Here is a 16,802-nt window from a genome sequence, read left to right as displayed (position 1 = left end):
CATGCCCAAACTTCGTCATACCCCTGACGGTGACTACCTGCCCGGGCTCGGCCGGGCGTGGCTGATGCCGCTCTACGACCCGCTGTCGCGGCTGCTCGGCGCCGGGCGCCTGCACCGCCGCCTGCTCGACGCCGCCGGCGTGGAGCCGGGAGCGCGGGTGCTGGAGATCGGCTGCGGCACCGGGAACCTGAGCGCCGCCCTGGTCCGGCGTACGCCCGCGGTGAAGGTTGTCGGTATCGACCCGGACCGGGCCGCTCTCGCCCGGGCCCGCCGCAAAGTGCCGGACGGCGAGTTCCGGCACGCCTGGGCCGCGGATCTGCCGCTGCCGGACGGTGCCGTGGACGTGGTGCTGTCGTCGCTGATGCTGCATCACCTCGACGACCCGGTGGCCGGGCTGCGGGAGGTGGCGCGGGTGCTGGCGCCCGGCGGCCGGTTGCACATCGTCGACTTCCACCTCGACCCCGCCCTGCTCACCGCCGCCGGCCTGACCGCGGTGACCGAAACCGGACAGGGCCGGCTGTACGGGCGGCTGCCCTACCGTCTGCTGTCGGCCACCCGGCCCTAGAGCGCCACCCGGCCCTAGAGCGCCACCCGGCCCTGGAGTCGCGGCAGGCCCAGGTTCTCCCGCAGCGTGCGCCCCGGGTACGGCTCGTGCAGCAGACCCCGGCGCCGTAGTTCGGGCAGCAGCCCGTTGACGGCGAAGTCGTGTTCCCGGTCGTCGGCCAGGTTGTTGAGGGAGATCACGTCCAGGACTCCGGCCCGGAACCGTTGCTCCACCGCGTCGGCGATCTGCGACGGGGTGCCGGCCACCGCCCAGTGGCCGGTGTCCTGCGCGGCCAGGATCAGCTCCCGCAGCGTGTGACCCCGGCGGATCAGGCGGGAGAAGATCTCGGCCCGGCCGCGGCGGCGGTTCAGGGCGGCCAGGTCCGGCAGCAGCGACTCCGGCAGCGGCTCGTCGAGTTTCTCCGCCGACAGGTCCACCCCACCGCCGAGCATGTCGGCCAGCAGCAGCCGCCCGGCGTCGAAGTCGACGGCCTCCTGCCGCTGCCGCACCAAAGCGTGGGCCTCGGCCTCGGTGGCGCCGTAGGTCGCGTGCAACGACGAGAAGATCAACGGCAGGGCGGGGTCGCGGCCGTACGCGGCGGCCCGCGCCCGGATGTCCGCGGTGAACCGGGTCGCGTCCGGCAACGTCGCCAGGGCGGTGAACACGACCTCGGCGTACTTCGCGCCCACTGCGATCCCGGCCGGTGACTGCCCCGCCTGGATGATCACCGGCCGGTGTTGCGGCAACGGCGGCAGGTTCAGCGGCCCGGCCACCGTGAAGAACTCCCCGGCATGATCGATCGCGGTCACCCGGGACGGGTCCAGAACCGCCCGGCCGTCCGCACCGGGCCGCAGCGCGCCCGGCTGCCAGGAATCCCACAGGGCGAACGCCACGTCCAGGGACTCCGCCGCCCGCGCATACCGCGACGCCGGGGACGGCAGCGCGCCCGGCCCGAAGTTCTGCTCCCCGATCGAGGACGTGACCACGTTCCACCCGGCCCGGCCGTTGCTGACATGGTCCAGGGTGCCGAACTGGCGGGCCAGGTTGAACGGGTGATGGAACGTCGTCGACACCGTCGCGATCAACCCGATCCGGCTGGTGACCGCCGCCAGCGCGGCCACGAACACCAGCGGCTCCTGCGCGCCGATCGTGCCCTGCGCCCCGAACACCAGCAGGTCCGGCACGAACAGGGCGTCGATCCCGGCGGCCTCGGCCCGTACCGCGACCCGCTGCGCGGTCTGCAGGGTCGACACCGCGGGATCCAGGGCCAGCTCGTACGGGCCGGGGAAACCACCCGCCGCGGTGACCGTGCCCAGGGTGCGGGTCACGACGGCAGTTCCAGGTGTTCGCGCAGTGTGCTGCCGGTGTACGCGGTCCGGTACAGGCCCCGGTCCTGCAATGCCGGGACCAGTTTGTCGACGACGTCCTCGACGGTGCCGGGCAGCAGCTGCGGCACGATGTTGAACCCGTCGACCGCCCCCGACCGCAGATAACGGGCCCATTCGTCGGCGATCTGCCCCGGCGTGCCGACGAACACGTTGTGGCGTGGCTGCACGTCGACCACCAGTTCCCGGATCGACAGGCCCCGGGCGCGCCACGCGGCGATGCGTTCGAGTTTGCCGGTGCGGTGCTCGATGGACAGGGTGCCGCGGGACGGGTCGAGTTCCCCGTCGGCGGGTTCGATGTCGGGCAGCGGGCCGTCCGGGTCGTACCCGGACGGGTCCTTGCCCCAGTATTGTTCCAGGAACGCGATCGCCCGCGGCCCGGTGATCTGTTCCCGCAGAATCCAGTCGGCCTTCTCCCGCGCGGCGGCCGGGGTGTCGCCGAGGACGACCTGCGCGCCGGGCAGGATCCGCAGCTCATCGCGGGTGCGGCCGTGCCGGGCGAGGCGTTCGGTGAGGTCGGCGGCGTAGGCGACGGCCTTGTCGAAGGCGGTGTTGGCGGAGAACACCACGTCGGCGTGCCGGGCGGCCAGTTCCCGGCCGCCGTCGGAGTCCCCGGCCTGGAACAGCACCGGCCGGGCCGTGACGTCCAGGCGGGCGGTGACGTCGATCAGGTCGTCGTGGCGGTCCACCGTCTCGCCCGCCCACAGCGCCTTCGCGGTCTCGACGAACGCGGCCGCCCGCTGGTAGCGGCGCTCGTGGGCAAGCCAGCCGCCGTGCCGGAAGTTCTCGCCGGTCCACGCGTTGTCGGTGGTCACGATGTTCCAGCCGGCCCGCCCACCCGACAAGACGTCGAGGGAGGCCAGGCGGTGGGCGAGGTCGGCGGGATAGTTGTAGGTGGTGTTCTGCGTCGCCACCAGGCCGATCTTCGAGGTGACGGCGGCCAGCGCGGCGAGCTGGGTGATCGCATCCGGACGCCCGGCAACATCAAGATCAAAAACTCGGCCGCGGTTTTCCCGTACGCGTAATCCCTCGCCCAGGAAGAACGCGTCGAACAGGCCCCGTTCCAGGGTGCGGGCGGTCGCGACGAACGTGTCGATGTGGGTGTGGTCGGCGAAATCCGGAGCGGTCCAGATCAACTGGGGCCCGACACCGGTGAAGAACACGCCCAGATGCAACATGGCTCCCCTTCTCACGAGTCTGCTCACGAGCCTTCTCTACAAGCCGGCAGTGGCGTGACGGTTGGCCGGCCGGGCCAGGCCGAGGACCTCGCGCAGCGTGCCGCGAACCGGGTTCCCTTCCTGGCCGCCACGGTCCGGCGTTTCCCGCGGGGTGGCCCGGGCCGGTGTCCCGCGCGGGATGGTGCGGGCCGGCGGGAGTGGTCCGATCGCGGCCACCGCAGCGGGCAGGTCCGCGCCGGTGACGGCATGCAGCAGCACCCCGTCGACCACCCCCGCCAGCCGGTCCAGCAGATCGGGCGGCGGCCCGGTCACCTCGGCGAACACCAGCGCCGCCCCGTTCCGCCGGGCGCGCACCGCCCGGCCGGTGATCTCGTCCACGGTCGTCGCGTCGATCAGTGCCACGTCCAGGCGGGCGGTGACGCCGAGGGTGTCCGCGCCGACCACCGGCAGCTGCCCCTGCGGCGGCCGTGGTGTGATCAAAGGTCCGGCGATCGTGAACCGGGCACCGGTGAAGTTCACGTGATGCACCCGGTCGGCGTCCAGGAACCGGCCGGTGGTGGTGTCCCGGACGATCGCGTCGTCCTCCCACGAGTCCCACAACAGCCGCGCCACGTCGATCACGTCCCCGACCTCGGCGGACAGATCGTTTCCGGTCAGCGCCGGTTGGCCGACGGCGGCGAACCGGCCCGGATCGTCGTCGGCGCCGACCAGCCAGCCGCCGCGCCCACCGGACGCGTGATCCAGCGAGGCGAGCTGGGTGGCCAGGTGAAACGGTTCGGTCACCGCCGCCTGCAATTGGGGGACAAGGCCGATTCCTGCGGTACGCCGGGACAGGAACGCCGCCCGCACCCCCGCATCGATGCCGCTCTGCCCGCTGATCGTGACGAATGCGACCCCGGCCTGCTCGGCGGCCTCGACCAGTCCCGGATCCCCGTCCGTCCCCAACGCCACATGCATACCGCAAAACCTACAAGCCAAATATGAATTGGGGCGGTCGCATGTGTCACGCCCCGGTCCACGGCCGCCGGGCCTCGGGGTGCGGCGCGGCGGAACCCCGCTCCGGTCCCGCCGCCCCCGGCGACTGCCCGGGCCCGCCTGTCCTGCGGTTCGGCGCCGGTGATGTCGAGGTTGAAGATCTGAGCACGCACGGTTGTGCCAATATCACAGCCTTGATAAATATCTGCCATGACCAATGTCAAAAGTTGGCGTTTGACCTCGTCGGTCCTGGCCGGCGTCCTTGTTGCCACGATGACCGCGGCCCCGTCCGCGGCGGCCGCCCCGGTGCGCGGTCACCTCCTGCCGATCCCGGCGGCCGGACCGGGCGGGCAGCTGACCGTCACCGGTGTGGACGTCTCCCCGCTCGGTGTGGTCGGCGGCACCGCCCGCGTCACCACCACCGGCCCGGACGGCAACACCTCCATCGTCGAGACCCCGTACCGGTGGGCGGCCGTGCCCCGCCTCGGTTGGCAGAAGCAGCGCCTGACCCTGCCGGCCGGCGCCACCTCCGGCGCGGTCACCGCCGTCACCGACCTCGGCGAGGCAGCCGGCGAGGTCACCGTCGGCGGCGTCACCAGGGCCACCCGCTGGTCGGTCAGCGGCCGCACCGCGACACTGATCGGCCCCGACCGCAGCCGGGCCGCCGCGGTGAACCCGGCCGGTGACACCTGGGGTGTGCAGACCAACGGCACCGACGCGATCTCCGGCACCTCCGAACTGGTCCGCCGCGACGGCACCCGCACACCGCTGAGCGGAACCCCCGAACTCGACGCCGGTTACCGCCGCAACGTGATCTCGGTCGGCGCCGACGGCAGCGCCCTGGTCGCCGTGATCAACGGCGCCGGTCAGGGCACCACGGCCCGCCCGGTGCTGTGGAAGAACGGCGCGTCGGTGCTGCTCCCGGTGTTCGGCACCCCCTACCTGGGCGTCGCCTGCGTCTCCCGGATCCAGACCGACGGCAGTGTGATCGCCAGCGGGTACGTGGTCACCAACGGCCTGCCCCGCTACCTGCTGCTGCGCCACACCGGCGGTGTCCCCGGGACCACGACGATCCTGTCCGAGGCGACCGTCCCCGCCGGGCCGGTCAGCGGCCTGGTCTGCCCGTCGGGCCAGACCGTCAACAACCTGGCCGCCGACGGCGGCATAGCCGGCTGGGTCAGCGACTCCTCCGGCGTCCGGACGGCGGCCTACTGGGACGCGGCCGGCACCCGCACCGTGGTCCCCCTGGCCGCTGGCGAACGCAGCGCCCAGGGCGTGGTGGCAGCAACCGGCGCCCGCATGGTGATCCTCGCCGACGGCGCCGACGGCACCCCGCAGATGTCGCTGTGGCACAACGGCGCCCGCACCCCACTGCCGTCCCCGCCCGGCTGGACCATCCGCTCGGTGGTCGAACTGACCGACACCGGCCTGATCATCGCCAACGTCCAGAACCCCGACGGCACCATCCGCCCCGCCGCGTGGAAACTGCGCTGACCAGCCCCATCCGATTTCCCGGCCCCGCTGTCGTCGTTGTCGAGTAGCCCTCCGATCCGTAGCCCCGCCGTCTGGCTGAGCGCGCCACACAAGTCGCTGCCGGTGATGCCGCCGGCCGGGCTGTTGCCGCTCAGCGCAGACGGCGGTGGCGTCCTGCGCATCGTGGGCGGAGCCGTCACCCGATGCCGGTGACAGATTCGGCCGGCTTCTCCAGCAACACGTTGCGGGGCACCGGCTTCGCGGCTCGAGGCCAAGAGTGCCGAGGCCAAGAGTGCCGAAGCCGACGTGCGCCGCACGATCGAAGAAGCCGCCGAGCGCGGGAAGCGCCGGATCCGGGACAAGGGCGCAGCACGAGATCGACCGGATGTCCTCGACCGCTGCCCACGCCGTCACCCGACGATCAACCAGGCGGACGATTGTCGTCGGGCCGGCTCCGGAACCGGTCCCTCTCCTCGTCGTGGTCGAGCAGGCCGGCACTCACCAGAGCCAGCAGGGCCTAACGGAGCCCGTCACCGAACGGATTGGCCGCCCAGAAGACCCACTTGTGTTCGGCAAAGGCATCCGGTGGGAGTACACCCAGTGCCACCGCCAACTCGTAGGCCGCCCCGTCGCCGTCGTGCCACGCAGACATCCTTGCGAGAAGGCCCTCTGTGCCGTCGTCGTTCACCATGCCGCCCTCAGGGTGCTCTGGTCGGTGTGGACGACCCCGGGCCGTCCGGGCGCGAGAAGTGGGGTGATCAGTGGATCACCTCCTGGCACCATCGGGAGCGGGGCTCGGTGTACGGGGCCGCGCGCAGAGCGGGCTGGTCGGTGCAGTCGGCGGTGATCACGCCGGGGCCGGGGGTGCGGGCGATCAGGGCGACGGGGAGACCCTCGCGACCGAAGCGGGCGCGGCGGGCGGCGACGGAGCGCCCGATGCCGGGGCCCGCGCCGATGAGTACCAGTCCTGCCATGTCGTCGACGTTAGGGGTTGTCACCGTGTGAAGGTCAAGGCCCGGCCTTCGGGGACAACCGTGTGAGGGTCAAGGCCCGGATCCGCGAGAAGGGCCGGGCCCCGGCCCTCGTGACGGTGGGCCGGGGCGGTGATGGTCCTGGTCAGACGGTGACCGGGGCGGCAGGCTCGCGGCGCCGGTCGATCACGGCGTCCAGGGAGTAGTGGCCGGCGCCGAACGCGGCGATGACCAGGAACGTCCAGGCGTACAGGGCGGCGTTGACACCGCCGTTCTCGATCGGGAGCAGGCCGTCGGGCTGGTGGACCATGAAGTAGGCGTACGCCATCGAGCCGGAGGCCAGGATCGCCGCCGGGCGGGTCAGCAGGCCGAGCAGGACGAGGATGCCGCAGACGAGCTGGATGACGGCCGCGTACCAGCCGGGCCAGGTGCCGGTGGGGATCGGTTCGCCGGTGCCCCGGCTGCCGCCGAAGAGGCCGAACAGGCTGGCCAGGCCGTGGCAGGCGAACAGCAGCCCGACGACGACGCGGAACAGTGGCCAGGTGATCTGGGCGATACGCGGGGAGGACAATAGAGGCTCCTAGGTCGAGAAACGGTCCACCTGCCCATCGAAGCTAGTCACTGAATGTTTCGACGTTCATAGATGAACATAAATTTTTTCTAAGAGCGTGCGTACAACCTTCAGCAGCGGGTACGCAACACCTCCACCCCGTCACCGGCCAGCTCGCCGAGGACCACGGCCCGCCCGCACAGCGCCATCATCAGGGCTTCGCTCGCCCCCCGTACCAACAAGCCGTCGCCTTTGACCCAATCCTGGTCCGTGGCCTCCAGGCGCAACTCGGCCGGCCGCGAGCGCGGGGTGAAACCCACCGCCCGGCCGCCGGTCAGGAAGTCCAGGGAGATCCGCAGGCCGTCCGGGATCAGGTCGTGCGGCAGGCCCAGCGGCCGCCGGATGTCCTGAAGGTGCACCTGCAGGTCGGTCAGCGCACCCGGATGGCCGACGATCGGCGGCCGGAACGGGTTGCCGGCGTGCTTGCGCAGCAGTGCGGACAGTTCCCCGGTGGGGCGCCGCGCGACGTCGACGGCGAGCCGGGCATTGGCCCGGTGCAGCCGGAACCCACTGGTGACCATCAGCTTCAGCAGGGCGCTCGCGGGCGCGTCGACGGCGGCGACCAGGTGGGCGGCCACCTGTTTCACCGTCCATCCGGCGCACAGGCTCGGGGTGGCCAGCTGCTGCCCGGTCAGGGTGTCGAGCAGGTCGGCGAGGCGGTGGCGTTCGCCGGCGATCAGCTCACGGACGTCCACGGTCACGGTTGCGCCGGCGCGTGTCTGGCGACGTGGACATCGAACGGGTCCAGCCCGACCGTGGCGCGCCGCTGGTCCATGGTGTCCGGGTCCTCGCACGGCCACGGCACGGGACGGCCGTCGGCGACCCCGGCGATCTGGGTGCCGTAGGTCTGCGGGCGTCCCTCGTTGACCCGAACCCGGTCGTGCAGCATCGCGACCTGGGTGGAGTCGGCGCCGGCTGCGGTCATCAGGGTCAGGGCGCGGCGCTGGACGTCGAGCTGCCGGTCGGCGTGCTGGGCGATCAACCACGCCCGGCGGGCGCCCTCGTCGCCGACCAGGGCGGGGGTGGGCCAGCCGTGTTCGTCGAGGATCGCGGTGAGCCGGTCGGCGTTGCGGACGGTGACCCGCCGGTGGGCCAGCTGGGCGGCGGGGTCGTCGCCGAGGGCGCCGGGCTGCAGCCGGAGGTCCTCGGCGGTCAGGTCGATGAGTTCACGGGCGAGCGCTTCGTTGAGCATGACGTCACGGTAGGCACCGGGTCGAACGCAGCATGTAACCCCCGCCGGCTTATCGAGCATCATCGATCGACAATAATTGGACTATGCCGATGCGCAAGTACCCGGTGGGCGACGGTGGGCCGTACGCGATCACGACCGGCCCGGACGGGGCCCTGTGGTTCACGCTCGTGCACGGCGGGCGGGTCGGGCGGCTCGTTCCCGGCGGTGAGCCGGTGTTCCATCCGGTCGGCGACGGCCCCACGGTCATCACGGCGGGGCCGGACGGGGCACTGTGGTTCACCGAGTTCAAAGGCCACCGGATCGGCCGGATCACCACGTCCGGGCAGGTCACCGGGTTCGAGGTGCCGGGCGCCGCACCGTTCGGGATCACCGCGGGCCCGGACGGGGCGCTGTGGTTCACCGCCACCGCCACCGACCGGATCGGGCGGATCACCACAGCCGGCGAGATCACCGAGATCCCCCTGCCCGCTGCCGGGATGTTCCCGTCGGCGATCGCAGCCGGACCGGACGGAGCCCTGTGGTTCACCCTCAACCAGGCCAACGCGATCGGCCGGGTCGGCACCGACCACACGATCACCGTTTTCGAACTGCCGACTGAGCAGGCCGGACCGGTCGGGATCACCGCCGGACCGGACGGGGCGATGTGGTTCGTGGAGATCCTCGCCGGTCAGGCCGGGCGGATCACCACATCCGGCGAGATCACCGAATTCCCGCTACCGGACCGGGCCGGCCGCCCGCACGCCATCACCACCGGCCCCGACGGCCGCCTGTGGATCACCGAGTGGGCCGGCAACCGCATCTCCTCCATCACCACCGACGGCACCGTGACCAGCGAAGACCTCCCCACCCCGGCCAGCGAGCCACACGGCATCACCACCGGCCCGGACGGCGCGTTGTGGACCGCCCTGGAGATCGGGGCGCTCGCCCGCATCAGCCCGGCATGACAAACCTCTAAAACGATTCGCTGGTACGGCCGGGGCCGCGCCCGTCCGCAACGACAACCCCACGATCGTTTGCCGGTACGGCCGGGAGCCGCCCGCCCGCCTTGCGCCCGATCCCGGGTGTGCCGAAGTCCCTGACATGCAGTGGAGATCGCCTTCGGCGCTGACCGATCCGGCCCGCCCTTCGGCTCGGTGTCTTACTGGCGCCGGGCTGGCTGCTCAGCCTCCCGGCCGCTACGACTGTCCTGCCGCTGGCGTGCGGCCGTCGGCGGCTTCTCGATCTCCCGCGCAGACTTCGCCACGTTCAGGTCGGCCCGGCGGGCGTTGAGTCCCATGGTGGTGAGTAGGACCGGTTGGATGATCGTGCTGCCTTGTCACCGCAGAATGGCCACGAGGTCCCCGGTGCATGGTCGTAGTAGCACCCACCGGAGACCTCGTCTGCTGTCGAGCACCCCCACGCGGCAACCTTCGCCCCCGGCGGGACTGACAAAACATCAGGTACAGCAGCGCGGATGATTGATGAACAGTGCTGGTGCGCTCAGTCTTCGAGGTCGTAGGTGCGCAGCATACGGCGCACCTGATGGCGATCGCGGCGGTTGGCCTCCTGCCGCCAGACCTGACGTTCGCGGCTGCAGCTGCCGCCGTCGCATTTGACAACGTGATAACCGGCGCGGCCCCAGTAGCAGTTCCCCGAGGGCATGTCGGCGGTGATGCGCTCGGGCAGAGTGCAGGGCCCGAAGCGGTGATCGTGCACCGGGATGCACGTGACACCCGGTTTCTCGGCCATGCGGACCCAGAGAGGGCGGGTCTGGTCGGTCCTGCTCATTACGGTCACCTTTCGGCTCCGTGCAGCCCCGGGATGGGGCCGTCACTAGACCGGGTGCACCGCGATCACCTCCGAGAACGGGTAGGACATCTGCCTGCCATCATAGATTGACCAGTCCACGGCCGATTGACAGCTCCGGTCCCCTCTGGCCTGCCGGCCCAGGACCGGTAGTGGCGAGGATGCTATTGCGACGGCGGCGCGGTGCAGGCCACCGACGAGATCGACTTCGCCGTCCAGGCCGACGGCACGTCGACGTGGGTCAGTCAGGGCTACACCCGGCCGAAGGCCGACGGCAGCTACACACGACGGCAGGCCCAGAACCGTTCCAGCACGTGGAAGGCCGTGCAGTGGTAAGGCGAAACACTCCGGGCGCATCCCTCACCGACCGGGTGACCGTCGACCGTGGCAACAACAACTGGCTCGACCTGTTCGACTGATTCACGCACCGTGCGGATGGTGTGCCGCGGACCACCGGTCGTGCTGCCCGGGTTCCTCTCCGGTGCCGCGTCATCCGTAGATCATCCGATCCGGGCCAGCGATAGCCGGGTGCCCCGGGCGACGGTGGCGTCGCGGTTGTCCGGCGAGTCGGGCGGTTGCCGGCGGCCGGACCGAAGGAGGTTGCCTGCCTGTGAGACTCCGTCTGGGGCCGCATCCGCCCGGCGGTCGCGGGTCGGTCCGGGGTGGGTAGCGCCTTGCGGTGTGGCCACGGGGCTTTGCCCTGGCGTACAAAATGGATCTTGTGTGGGAATCTTTGGACGGGATCGCCTGGAGCGGGCTGCGGCATCATCGTGGGAAGGCCTCGGATGTTCCCGGGCTGTTCCCGGGCTGTGCCGGTGACGACGAGCCGCGGCAGGCGCTGACCGACCTTGATCTTGTGCTGTTCTACAGCGGGGGCTGGATCAGCCCGGCGGCGGTCGCGGCGCTGCCGTTCCTGATCGACCTCGCTGTCGGTGAGCAGCCGTGCCGGTGCCGCGCCGACGTCGTGGACCTGGTCGAGACGCTGATCGTGGAAGGTGCCGATCTCGACACGAACGTGGATCCGGGCTGGCGGCCCGCCCTGCTGCGGGAGACCCCGCGGCTGCTGGGGCTGCTCGACGACCCGGACCCGGTGATCCGGCGGCACGCGATCGAGATCCTCGCCGCCGGGCTGCTGCCCGCTGATCAGACACGGACACACCTGACACGCCGCTGGGAGACCGAAACCGACCCGGCCAACCGTCTCGGCCTCGTCGCCCATCTCGGCCCGGCCGTGCAACACGCCCTCCTGGACGGCGACGACCTCCAGGCCGGACTCGCCGCCCTGCACGCCCTGTCCGAAACTGATCCCGGTCTGCCGCTGACCCGGGTGCCGCAGATGATCGCCGCCGTGCACGACGAGCACATCGGCGCGTGGCGGGACACCGCCCGGTTCGCCGGAACACCGTCGGGCATCACCGCCGCCACCGGCCGGCTGCTGGCCGCCGACCCGGACGCCCGCACCCGGTTCGCCCTGGCCGTCGGCGCCACCGCCGGGCGCCACGAACGCTTCGCCGCCCTCGGCCACGCCGGTGACCTGATCACCCGGAACCGGGCGGTCGACCCGGCCCTGCACGACCTGCTCGCCGACCGGCTCGGCGACGACGACCCCGACGTCCGGCACCGGGCCGCCTGGCTGCTCGGCGGCGTCCCCACCCGGCAGGCCGCCGACCGGCTCGCCGCGCTGACCGAAACCGACGATGCCGCCGTGTGGGCTCTGGCCCGGCTGCACGACCCGCGCTGTGTGCCGGCGTTGCAACGGCCGCGTGCCGGGTTCACCACCAGCCCGGTCATGGCTTCCCGGGATCTGCTGACGTTCGCGCTGCCCAGCATCGGTGAGGTCCTGACCCCGCTGCGGGAGTTCGCGCCGGGCCTGGTCGACGGGGTGGCTCTGCTGCCGGGCCGGGTACGGTGCGAGGTTCTCGGCGCATGGCAGACCGGCATCGAGCACCTGATCCCGCTGCTGACCGACAATGATCTGGCCGGGAACGCGGCGCACGCGCTCGGGGAGATCGGGCCGGCCGCGTCCGGTGCCGCCGGGCTGCTGACCGGGTTCCCGTGGGCGTACTGGCGGGTCACCGGGGATCCGGCGCGGCTGCTGCACACCGTGGCGCAGGGCTGGGACCGGCAGACGATGCGGTACCTCGGCGACCTCGGCCCGCTCGCGGCCGGTTTCACCGACCGCCTGGCCGAGGCCACGACATCCGACGACGAGTGGGTACGCCTGGACGCCGCCCGGGCGCACCATCGGATCACCGGCGACCCGGCCGTGGCCGCCCCCGTGCTGACCGCTCTGGCCCGGCCGCTGCGGTTCGGTGAGTGCCCGCCGGTCGCGGTGCCGGCCCTGGAGCACCTGGCCGACATCGGTCACGCCGGGGCGGCGCCGATCGCGCAGGCGGTGGCTGACAGCCCGGTACGGCTGTCGTACTTCGGGGACTGGCACGTCTTCGCCACCGACGAACGGCTCCTGGCCGCCGCCCACCGGATAATCCAAGCGAACGCTTGACATCGACAGCGGTCGTATCGAAAACTCCAAACATGTCTTTGGAATCCGGTCGCCGGAAGATCGGCGACCCCACCGCCCTGCGCGCCCTCACCCACCCGCTGCGGATCAAACTGCACGCCCTCGTCGGCCGCGAGGGCACCGTCACCGCCGCCGAAGCCGCCCGCCAGCTCGGCGTCAGCCAGGCCCTGGCCTCGCACCACCTGCGGCAACTCGCCAAGTACGGATTCGTCGAACCCGCCGACGCCGGCGACAACCGCGAACGCCCCTGGCGGGTCACCGCCACCTCCTACCAGTGGGATCCCGGCGACTCCGGCGAAGCCTGGGAACAGGTCGACCTGCTCGAACGGTTCATGGTCGAACGCGCCGCCGCCCAACTCGCCGACTGGCAACAACGCCGCGCCGAAGGCGGTTCCCCCTGGGCCCAGCACACCGGCATCTCCCAGAACCTGGTCTACCTCACCCCCGACGAGATGGCCGACCTCGCCCGGGCCTGGGACGAGCTGATCACCCCGCTCGTGCGGCGCCGGCCACTCGGTGACGCCGCAGCCCGCCCGGCCGGGGCGCTGCCGGTCGACGTCACCCTGATCGCCGTGCCCGTCGAACCCACCGCCACCGGAGGCTGACATGCGGCTGCCCGCCCGCGACGTCCGGTACCTGGCCGGGGCCAACCTGGTGTCGTCCACCGGCGACTGGCTCCTGCGCACCGGCCTGGCCTACCAGGTGTACGCCCTCACCGGCTCCACCGCCGCGTCCGCGACCGCCGTGCTGGCCGCGCTGATCCCGCGCACCCTGCTCGGCCCGATCGCCGGGGTGTACGCCGACCGCTGGGACCGCCGCCGCACCGTCATCGTCACCAACCTGCTGCTCGGCGCGTGCCTGCTGCCCCTGGCCGCGGTCCACGGGCCCGGCCAGGTGTGGATCCTCTACCTGGTCCTGGCCGCACAGAGCGGGCTGGCGCTGCTGTTCAGCACCGCCGAAGCCGCGCTGGTTCCGGCCCTGGTCGGCGACGGCGACCTGGTCACCGCGAACTCGCTCAACGGCCAGGCCCGCGACGTGGCCCGGCTGGCCGGCGCCGCCCTGGGCGGGCTGGTCGCCGGATTCGGTGGGGTCGGGCTGCTCGCCGCGGTGTCCGCCGGGGCGTATGCGGTGGCGGCCGCGCTGCTGAGCCTGATCCGGGTCACCCGGACCGGCACGCCGGCCGCCGAACGGCGGCACCTGATCCGGGAAGGCCTCGACGGGCTGCGGATCGCGATGTCCACCCGCACCCTGCGCACGATCATGGTGTTCACCGTCGTCACCGGGATCGGCGAAGCGGTGATGAGCACGCTGATGGCACCGTTCGTACACGACGTGCTGCACGGCAGCGCCCGCACGTACGGCACGATCATGGCCGCGCAGGCCGTCGGCGGGATCACCGGCGGGCTGATCACCACGATGTTCGGGCACCGTTTCCCGCCCCGGTTGCTGCTCGGTGGCGGCACCGTCGCGTTCGGGCTGGTGGACCTGGCGCTGTTCCTGTACCCGCTGGTCAGCCCGTCGCCGTGGCCGGCGGTGGTGCTGATGGTGGTGGCCGGACTGCCCGGAGCGCTCATGATCGCCGGGCTGATGACGGTGTTCCAGACCGCCACCGACGACAGCCACCGCGGCCGGGTCTTCGGCACCCTGCTCACCCTCGACTCCCTGGCGATGCTGGCCGGAACCGCCGTGGCCGGCACTCTCGGCGACCGTCTCGGCATCGTCCCCGTCATCACGATCCAGGGCATCGGTCTGTGTACGGCCGGGCTGATGGTCCTGCTGCTCCTGCCCCGAACCACAGCCCCGTCGACACGGCCGGGAATCCGGGTTGACTCTCCACCTGCTTGAGGGTCGATGCTGTGGCCATGAGCGGCGGTAGGACTGAGACGGGTGCGGGCCGGGAGCTGCGCAGCATCGGGCAACTCGCGCGGCGGGTCGGGCTTCCGGTGGGGACCGTGCGGTTCTGGTCGGATACCGGGATCCTGCCGCCCACGCAACGCTCGAGCGGCGGCTTCCGGCTGTATGACGACGCGGCGGTGCTGCGGTGCGAGCTGGTGCTGACCCTGCGGGAGCTGGGGCTCGGGCTGGAGAGCATTCAGGAGATCCTGGCCGGGCAGACGACCCTGGCACGGGTGGCCGAGGTGCACGTCGCAGCCCTGGACGCCGAGATGCGCACGTTGCGGCTGCGGCGCGCGGTGCTCAGCACCGTCGCCCGGCGAGGCAGCACCCCTGAGGAGGCCCTGCACCTGCGAAAGCTCGTCCACCTGTCGGTCGTGGAACGACAGCGGATCCTGGAGGATTCTGTCGACCGGACATTCGCCGGGACCGAATCGGACGGCGACGGTTCGACCGTGCGGGACTGGATGCGCGAGATCTGCGGCACGCTTCCCAGCGAACCCACCGTGGAGCAGGTCGACGCCTGGGTCGAGCTGGCCGACCTGGTGACCGATCCGGAGTTCGAGCAGCGACTGCGGCAGATGCTCACCGACGACACCGATGCCGACCTGGGGTACGACCTGCGCCCGGCCGTGATGCAGCGGGCCGGCCACGCCCTGGCCGAGGGCATCACACCCGGATCGGCGCAGGGCCGCGAGATCGTCGACCGCATCGTCGGACCGGCCCCGCCGAGCGTGCGCCACGCCCTGGGACTGCGGCTCGAGCTGCTGGCCGACGAGTCCCTGGAACGGTTCTGGGCACTGGCCGGCGTGCTGCAGGGCCACCGGCCGGGCCCCAGCGCGATCCCTGCCTTCCAGTGGCTCATCGCCGGACTGCACACCGAAACAGCATCACCTCGGACCCGTCATATCTTCGCAGCCGATATATAGTGCCGCTGTGGAGACACCGTTACGCGAACCCACGTTCCTGATCCTCACCGCGCTGGCCGGGGATCCCCTGCACGGCTACGGGCTGATCACCGAAGTGACCCGGCTCTCCGGCGGCCGGGTGTCGCTGCGGCCCGGCACGCTCTACGGGGCACTCGACCGGCTGGCCGACGCCGGACTGGTCGCCGTCGTGCGCGAGGAGGTGGTGGACGGGCGGTTGCGCCGCTACTACCAGCTCACCGACCACGGCGGCGAGCTGCTCGCCGGTGAGACCGAGCGGATGCGCCGCAACGTCGAGGCCGCGACCGCACGACTGCACGCCCGACCCGGCCGACCGGCCACGCCCCGCCTCAGTGGAGGACCCGCATGAGTGACCTGGAACGCCGCTACCAGCGACTGGTCCGGGCCTTCTACCCGCCCGGCTACCGCGACGAGCGCGGCACCGAGATCGTCGGCACCTATCTGGCCCTGTCCGCGCCCGGCCGGCAGTGGCCGTCGATCGCCGACGCAGCCGACCTGGCCGGCGGCGGGCTGCGCCAGCGCCTACGGGCGGTCGGCGCCGGCGGGATCGGGCCAGGCCTGCAGCTGGCCGCGATCCTGGCGCTGACCGCCGCCACCACCCTCGCCGGAGGCTTCCTGCTGCTGGAGCTCAACCCGTGGGCGGCGGCGTGGTTCGGCCCGTCGCCCGTCGCCACACCGTCGGTGTCGCACGGGGTCTGGGTGTGGGCGGCCTGGCTGCTCGCGGCCGGGGTCCACGTGGCGGCGCCCGGCCGGTGGACCCGCCGGGTGATCGGCCTGACTCTGGTCCTGACCGTGGCATTGCCGCTCGCGGATGTTCTGTACCCGTACCGGCCACCGCTGTTCGTCCTGGTCGCCCAGGCCTGTCTCGGGCTGGTGGCGCTCGGCGTCCCTGCCGGGCTGTCGCTGCGGGTGCGGCTGTTGCCGCTGGCAGGCGCCGTTGCGGCGCTGCCCGTCGCGGTGGCCCTGGCCCGGGGCGGGAACACGATGACGCCGGACGCCTACCACGGCTACTACGGCTGGCCGGCCGGGCAGGTCCTGCCCGCCGCCGGAGTGCTGCTCCTACTGGCGGCCCTGGTCGTGACCATGGTTCTGGCGGCCCGCGACGACCTGCGCGGGGTCTGGGCGCTGCTGGTGCTGCTCGGCCCGATCGGCATGATGTGGCTGCACCCGCTGGCCGAGGAGTTGGCCGTGGTCATGTACGGCGGCGGCCCCAACGTGGACATCAGGACACTGGTCACCGCCGCCAGCATCGTGACGGCCACGGCGGTGACCGTCACGATGCTCGCCCTGACGATCCAGCGCCGGGTCAGGCCAACCTGACCACGCGG

At 71.9% G+C, this 16,802-nt stretch carries 19 protein-coding genes; 10 read left to right on the top strand and 9 right to left on the bottom strand.

Annotation, left to right across the window (positions count from 1 at the left end):
* The first annotated feature begins 1 nt into the window (after nucleotide 1).
* The gene (locus Aco03nite_RS39580) at nucleotides 2–565 is read left to right on the top strand and encodes a class I SAM-dependent methyltransferase (protein ID WP_203805773.1); all 564 of its coding nucleotides are present in this window, start codon (nucleotides 2–4) and stop codon (nucleotides 563–565) included.
* Nucleotides 566–579: 14 nt separating this feature from the next.
* Here the strand turns inward: Aco03nite_RS39580 and Aco03nite_RS39575 are convergent, their stop codons facing one another.
* The 3 genes from Aco03nite_RS39575 to Aco03nite_RS39565 are packed head-to-tail and all read right to left on the bottom strand — an operon-like array spanning nucleotide 580 to nucleotide 4,064.
* Nucleotides 580–1,872, bottom strand: coding sequence for an NtaA/DmoA family FMN-dependent monooxygenase (locus Aco03nite_RS39575; protein WP_203805771.1), 1,293 nt, complete (start codon nucleotides 1,870–1,872; stop codon nucleotides 580–582).
* Nucleotides 1,869–3,107 (bottom strand): LLM class flavin-dependent oxidoreductase, encoded by a 1,239-nt coding sequence (locus Aco03nite_RS39570; RefSeq protein ID WP_203805769.1) that lies wholly within the window; start codon nucleotides 3,105–3,107, stop codon nucleotides 1,869–1,871. The genes Aco03nite_RS39575 and Aco03nite_RS39570 overlap by 4 nt, the downstream gene beginning before the upstream one ends.
* Before the next feature lie 36 nt (nucleotides 3,108–3,143).
* A complete protein-coding gene (locus Aco03nite_RS39565) occupies nucleotides 3,144–4,064 on the bottom strand; it encodes an LLM class flavin-dependent oxidoreductase (RefSeq protein ID WP_203805767.1) in 921 nt (306 codons plus the stop codon).
* Between the two features lie 228 nt (nucleotides 4,065–4,292).
* Here Aco03nite_RS39565 and Aco03nite_RS39560 point away from each other — a divergent pair, with 228 nt between their 5' ends.
* The gene (locus Aco03nite_RS39560) at nucleotides 4,293–5,576 is read left to right on the top strand and encodes a hypothetical protein (protein WP_203805765.1); all 1,284 of its coding nucleotides are present in this window, start codon (nucleotides 4,293–4,295) and stop codon (nucleotides 5,574–5,576) included.
* 496 nt (nucleotides 5,577–6,072) lie between these two features.
* Here Aco03nite_RS39560 and Aco03nite_RS54350 read toward each other — a convergent pair whose 3' ends face one another.
* The 5 genes from Aco03nite_RS54350 to Aco03nite_RS39540 form a co-directional block, all read right to left on the bottom strand.
* Nucleotides 6,073–6,207, bottom strand: coding sequence for a hypothetical protein (locus Aco03nite_RS54350; protein WP_275415948.1), 135 nt, complete (start codon nucleotides 6,205–6,207; stop codon nucleotides 6,073–6,075).
* 106 nt (nucleotides 6,208–6,313) lie between these two features.
* Nucleotides 6,314–6,529, bottom strand: a complete 216-nt coding sequence (locus Aco03nite_RS39555) for a hypothetical protein (protein WP_203805763.1) — start codon at nucleotides 6,527–6,529, stop codon at nucleotides 6,314–6,316.
* A 142-nt stretch (nucleotides 6,530–6,671) separates the two neighbouring features.
* Nucleotides 6,672–7,097: a DoxX family protein gene (locus Aco03nite_RS39550; RefSeq protein WP_203805761.1), complete on the bottom strand. Its 426-nt coding sequence runs from the start codon at nucleotides 7,095–7,097 to the stop codon at nucleotides 6,672–6,674.
* Between the two features lie 110 nt (nucleotides 7,098–7,207).
* Nucleotides 7,208–7,837: a maleylpyruvate isomerase family mycothiol-dependent enzyme gene (locus tag Aco03nite_RS39545; RefSeq protein WP_203805759.1), complete on the bottom strand. Its 630-nt coding sequence runs from the start codon at nucleotides 7,835–7,837 to the stop codon at nucleotides 7,208–7,210.
* Nucleotides 7,834–8,328: a DUF6624 domain-containing protein gene (locus tag Aco03nite_RS39540; protein ID WP_203805757.1), complete on the bottom strand. Its 495-nt coding sequence runs from the start codon at nucleotides 8,326–8,328 to the stop codon at nucleotides 7,834–7,836. The genes Aco03nite_RS39545 and Aco03nite_RS39540 overlap by 4 nt, the downstream gene beginning before the upstream one ends.
* An 83-nt stretch (nucleotides 8,329–8,411) precedes the next feature.
* Between Aco03nite_RS39540 and Aco03nite_RS39535 the strand changes: the two genes are divergently transcribed.
* Nucleotides 8,412–9,272, top strand: a complete 861-nt coding sequence (locus tag Aco03nite_RS39535) for a Vgb family protein (protein WP_203805755.1) — start codon at nucleotides 8,412–8,414, stop codon at nucleotides 9,270–9,272.
* A 535-nt stretch (nucleotides 9,273–9,807) separates the two neighbouring features.
* Here the strand turns inward: Aco03nite_RS39535 and Aco03nite_RS39530 are convergent.
* Nucleotides 9,808–10,095 carry a hypothetical protein gene (locus Aco03nite_RS39530; RefSeq protein WP_203805753.1) on the bottom strand — a complete coding sequence of 96 codons (288 nt, stop codon included), beginning with the start codon at nucleotides 10,093–10,095 and terminating at the stop codon, nucleotides 9,808–9,810.
* Between the two features lie 201 nt (nucleotides 10,096–10,296).
* On the opposite strand from Aco03nite_RS39530, the gene Aco03nite_RS39525 reads away from it, so the two are divergent.
* The 7 genes from Aco03nite_RS39525 (at nucleotide 10,297) to Aco03nite_RS39495 (ending at nucleotide 16,794) form a co-directional block, all read left to right on the top strand.
* Nucleotides 10,297–10,449, top strand: a complete 153-nt coding sequence (locus tag Aco03nite_RS39525) for a hypothetical protein (RefSeq protein WP_203805751.1) — start codon at nucleotides 10,297–10,299, stop codon at nucleotides 10,447–10,449.
* Nucleotides 10,450–10,834: 385 nt separating this feature from the next.
* The gene (locus Aco03nite_RS39520; protein ID WP_203805749.1) at nucleotides 10,835–12,616 is read left to right on the top strand and encodes a HEAT repeat domain-containing protein; all 1,782 of its coding nucleotides are present in this window, start codon (nucleotides 10,835–10,837) and stop codon (nucleotides 12,614–12,616) included.
* A 32-nt stretch (nucleotides 12,617–12,648) separates the two neighbouring features.
* Complete coding sequence (locus Aco03nite_RS39515) at nucleotides 12,649–13,239, top strand: ArsR/SmtB family transcription factor (protein ID WP_203805747.1); 591 nt, start codon at nucleotides 12,649–12,651, stop codon at nucleotides 13,237–13,239.
* Between the two features lies 1 nt (nucleotide 13,240).
* Complete coding sequence (locus Aco03nite_RS39510; protein WP_203805745.1) at nucleotides 13,241–14,479, top strand: MFS transporter; 1,239 nt, start codon at nucleotides 13,241–13,243, stop codon at nucleotides 14,477–14,479.
* A gap of 17 nt (nucleotides 14,480–14,496) precedes the next feature.
* Nucleotides 14,497–15,456, top strand: coding sequence for a helix-turn-helix domain-containing protein (locus tag Aco03nite_RS39505; RefSeq protein WP_203805743.1), 960 nt, complete (start codon nucleotides 14,497–14,499; stop codon nucleotides 15,454–15,456).
* Nucleotides 15,457–15,463: 7 nt separating this feature from the next.
* Nucleotides 15,464–15,823 (top strand): PadR family transcriptional regulator, encoded by a 360-nt coding sequence (locus Aco03nite_RS39500; protein WP_203805741.1) that lies wholly within the window; start codon nucleotides 15,464–15,466, stop codon nucleotides 15,821–15,823.
* Entirely contained in the window at nucleotides 15,820–16,794 is a 975-nt protein-coding gene (locus Aco03nite_RS39495) for a hypothetical protein (protein ID WP_203805739.1), read from the top strand. The genes Aco03nite_RS39500 and Aco03nite_RS39495 overlap by 4 nt, the downstream gene beginning before the upstream one ends.
* The last annotated feature ends 8 nt before the right edge of the window (nucleotides 16,795–16,802 follow it).

Origin of the sequence: Actinoplanes couchii (assembly GCF_016862075.1) — a bacterium.
GTDB lineage: Bacteria > Actinomycetota > Actinomycetes > Mycobacteriales > Micromonosporaceae > Actinoplanes > Actinoplanes couchii.
Note: the sequence above shows the minus strand (reverse complement) of the source record. Positions and strands in the feature narration are given on the sequence as shown.

Excerpts from the sequence above, each read along its gene's own strand:
- Aco03nite_RS39535 (WP_203805755.1), top strand. The coding sequence starts at position 8,412 with ATGCCGATGCGCAAGTACCCGGTGGGCGACGGTGGGCCGTACGCGATC.
- Aco03nite_RS39580 (WP_203805773.1), top strand. The coding sequence starts at position 2 with ATGCCCAAACTTCGTCATACCCCTGACGGTGACTACCTGCCCGGGCTC.
- Aco03nite_RS39570 (WP_203805769.1), bottom strand. The coding sequence starts at position 3,107 with ATGTTGCATCTGGGCGTGTTCTTCACCGGTGTCGGGCCCCAGTTGATC.
- Aco03nite_RS39560 (WP_203805765.1), top strand. The coding sequence starts at position 4,293 with ATGACCAATGTCAAAAGTTGGCGTTTGACCTCGTCGGTCCTGGCCGGC.
- Aco03nite_RS39530 (WP_203805753.1), bottom strand. The coding sequence starts at position 10,095 with ATGAGCAGGACCGACCAGACCCGCCCTCTCTGGGTCCGCATGGCCGAG.
- Aco03nite_RS39505 (WP_203805743.1), top strand. The coding sequence starts at position 14,497 with ATGAGCGGCGGTAGGACTGAGACGGGTGCGGGCCGGGAGCTGCGCAGC.
- Aco03nite_RS39555 (WP_203805763.1), bottom strand. The coding sequence starts at position 6,529 with ATGGCAGGACTGGTACTCATCGGCGCGGGCCCCGGCATCGGGCGCTCC.
- Aco03nite_RS39510 (WP_203805745.1), top strand. The coding sequence starts at position 13,241 with ATGCGGCTGCCCGCCCGCGACGTCCGGTACCTGGCCGGGGCCAACCTG.
- Aco03nite_RS39515 (WP_203805747.1), top strand. The coding sequence starts at position 12,649 with ATGTCTTTGGAATCCGGTCGCCGGAAGATCGGCGACCCCACCGCCCTG.
- Aco03nite_RS39495 (WP_203805739.1), top strand. The coding sequence starts at position 15,820 with ATGAGTGACCTGGAACGCCGCTACCAGCGACTGGTCCGGGCCTTCTAC.
- Aco03nite_RS54350 (WP_275415948.1), bottom strand. The coding sequence starts at position 6,207 with ATGTCTGCGTGGCACGACGGCGACGGGGCGGCCTACGAGTTGGCGGTG.
- Aco03nite_RS39565 (WP_203805767.1), bottom strand. The coding sequence starts at position 4,064 with ATGCATGTGGCGTTGGGGACGGACGGGGATCCGGGACTGGTCGAGGCC.
- Aco03nite_RS39540 (WP_203805757.1), bottom strand. The coding sequence starts at position 8,328 with ATGCTCAACGAAGCGCTCGCCCGTGAACTCATCGACCTGACCGCCGAG.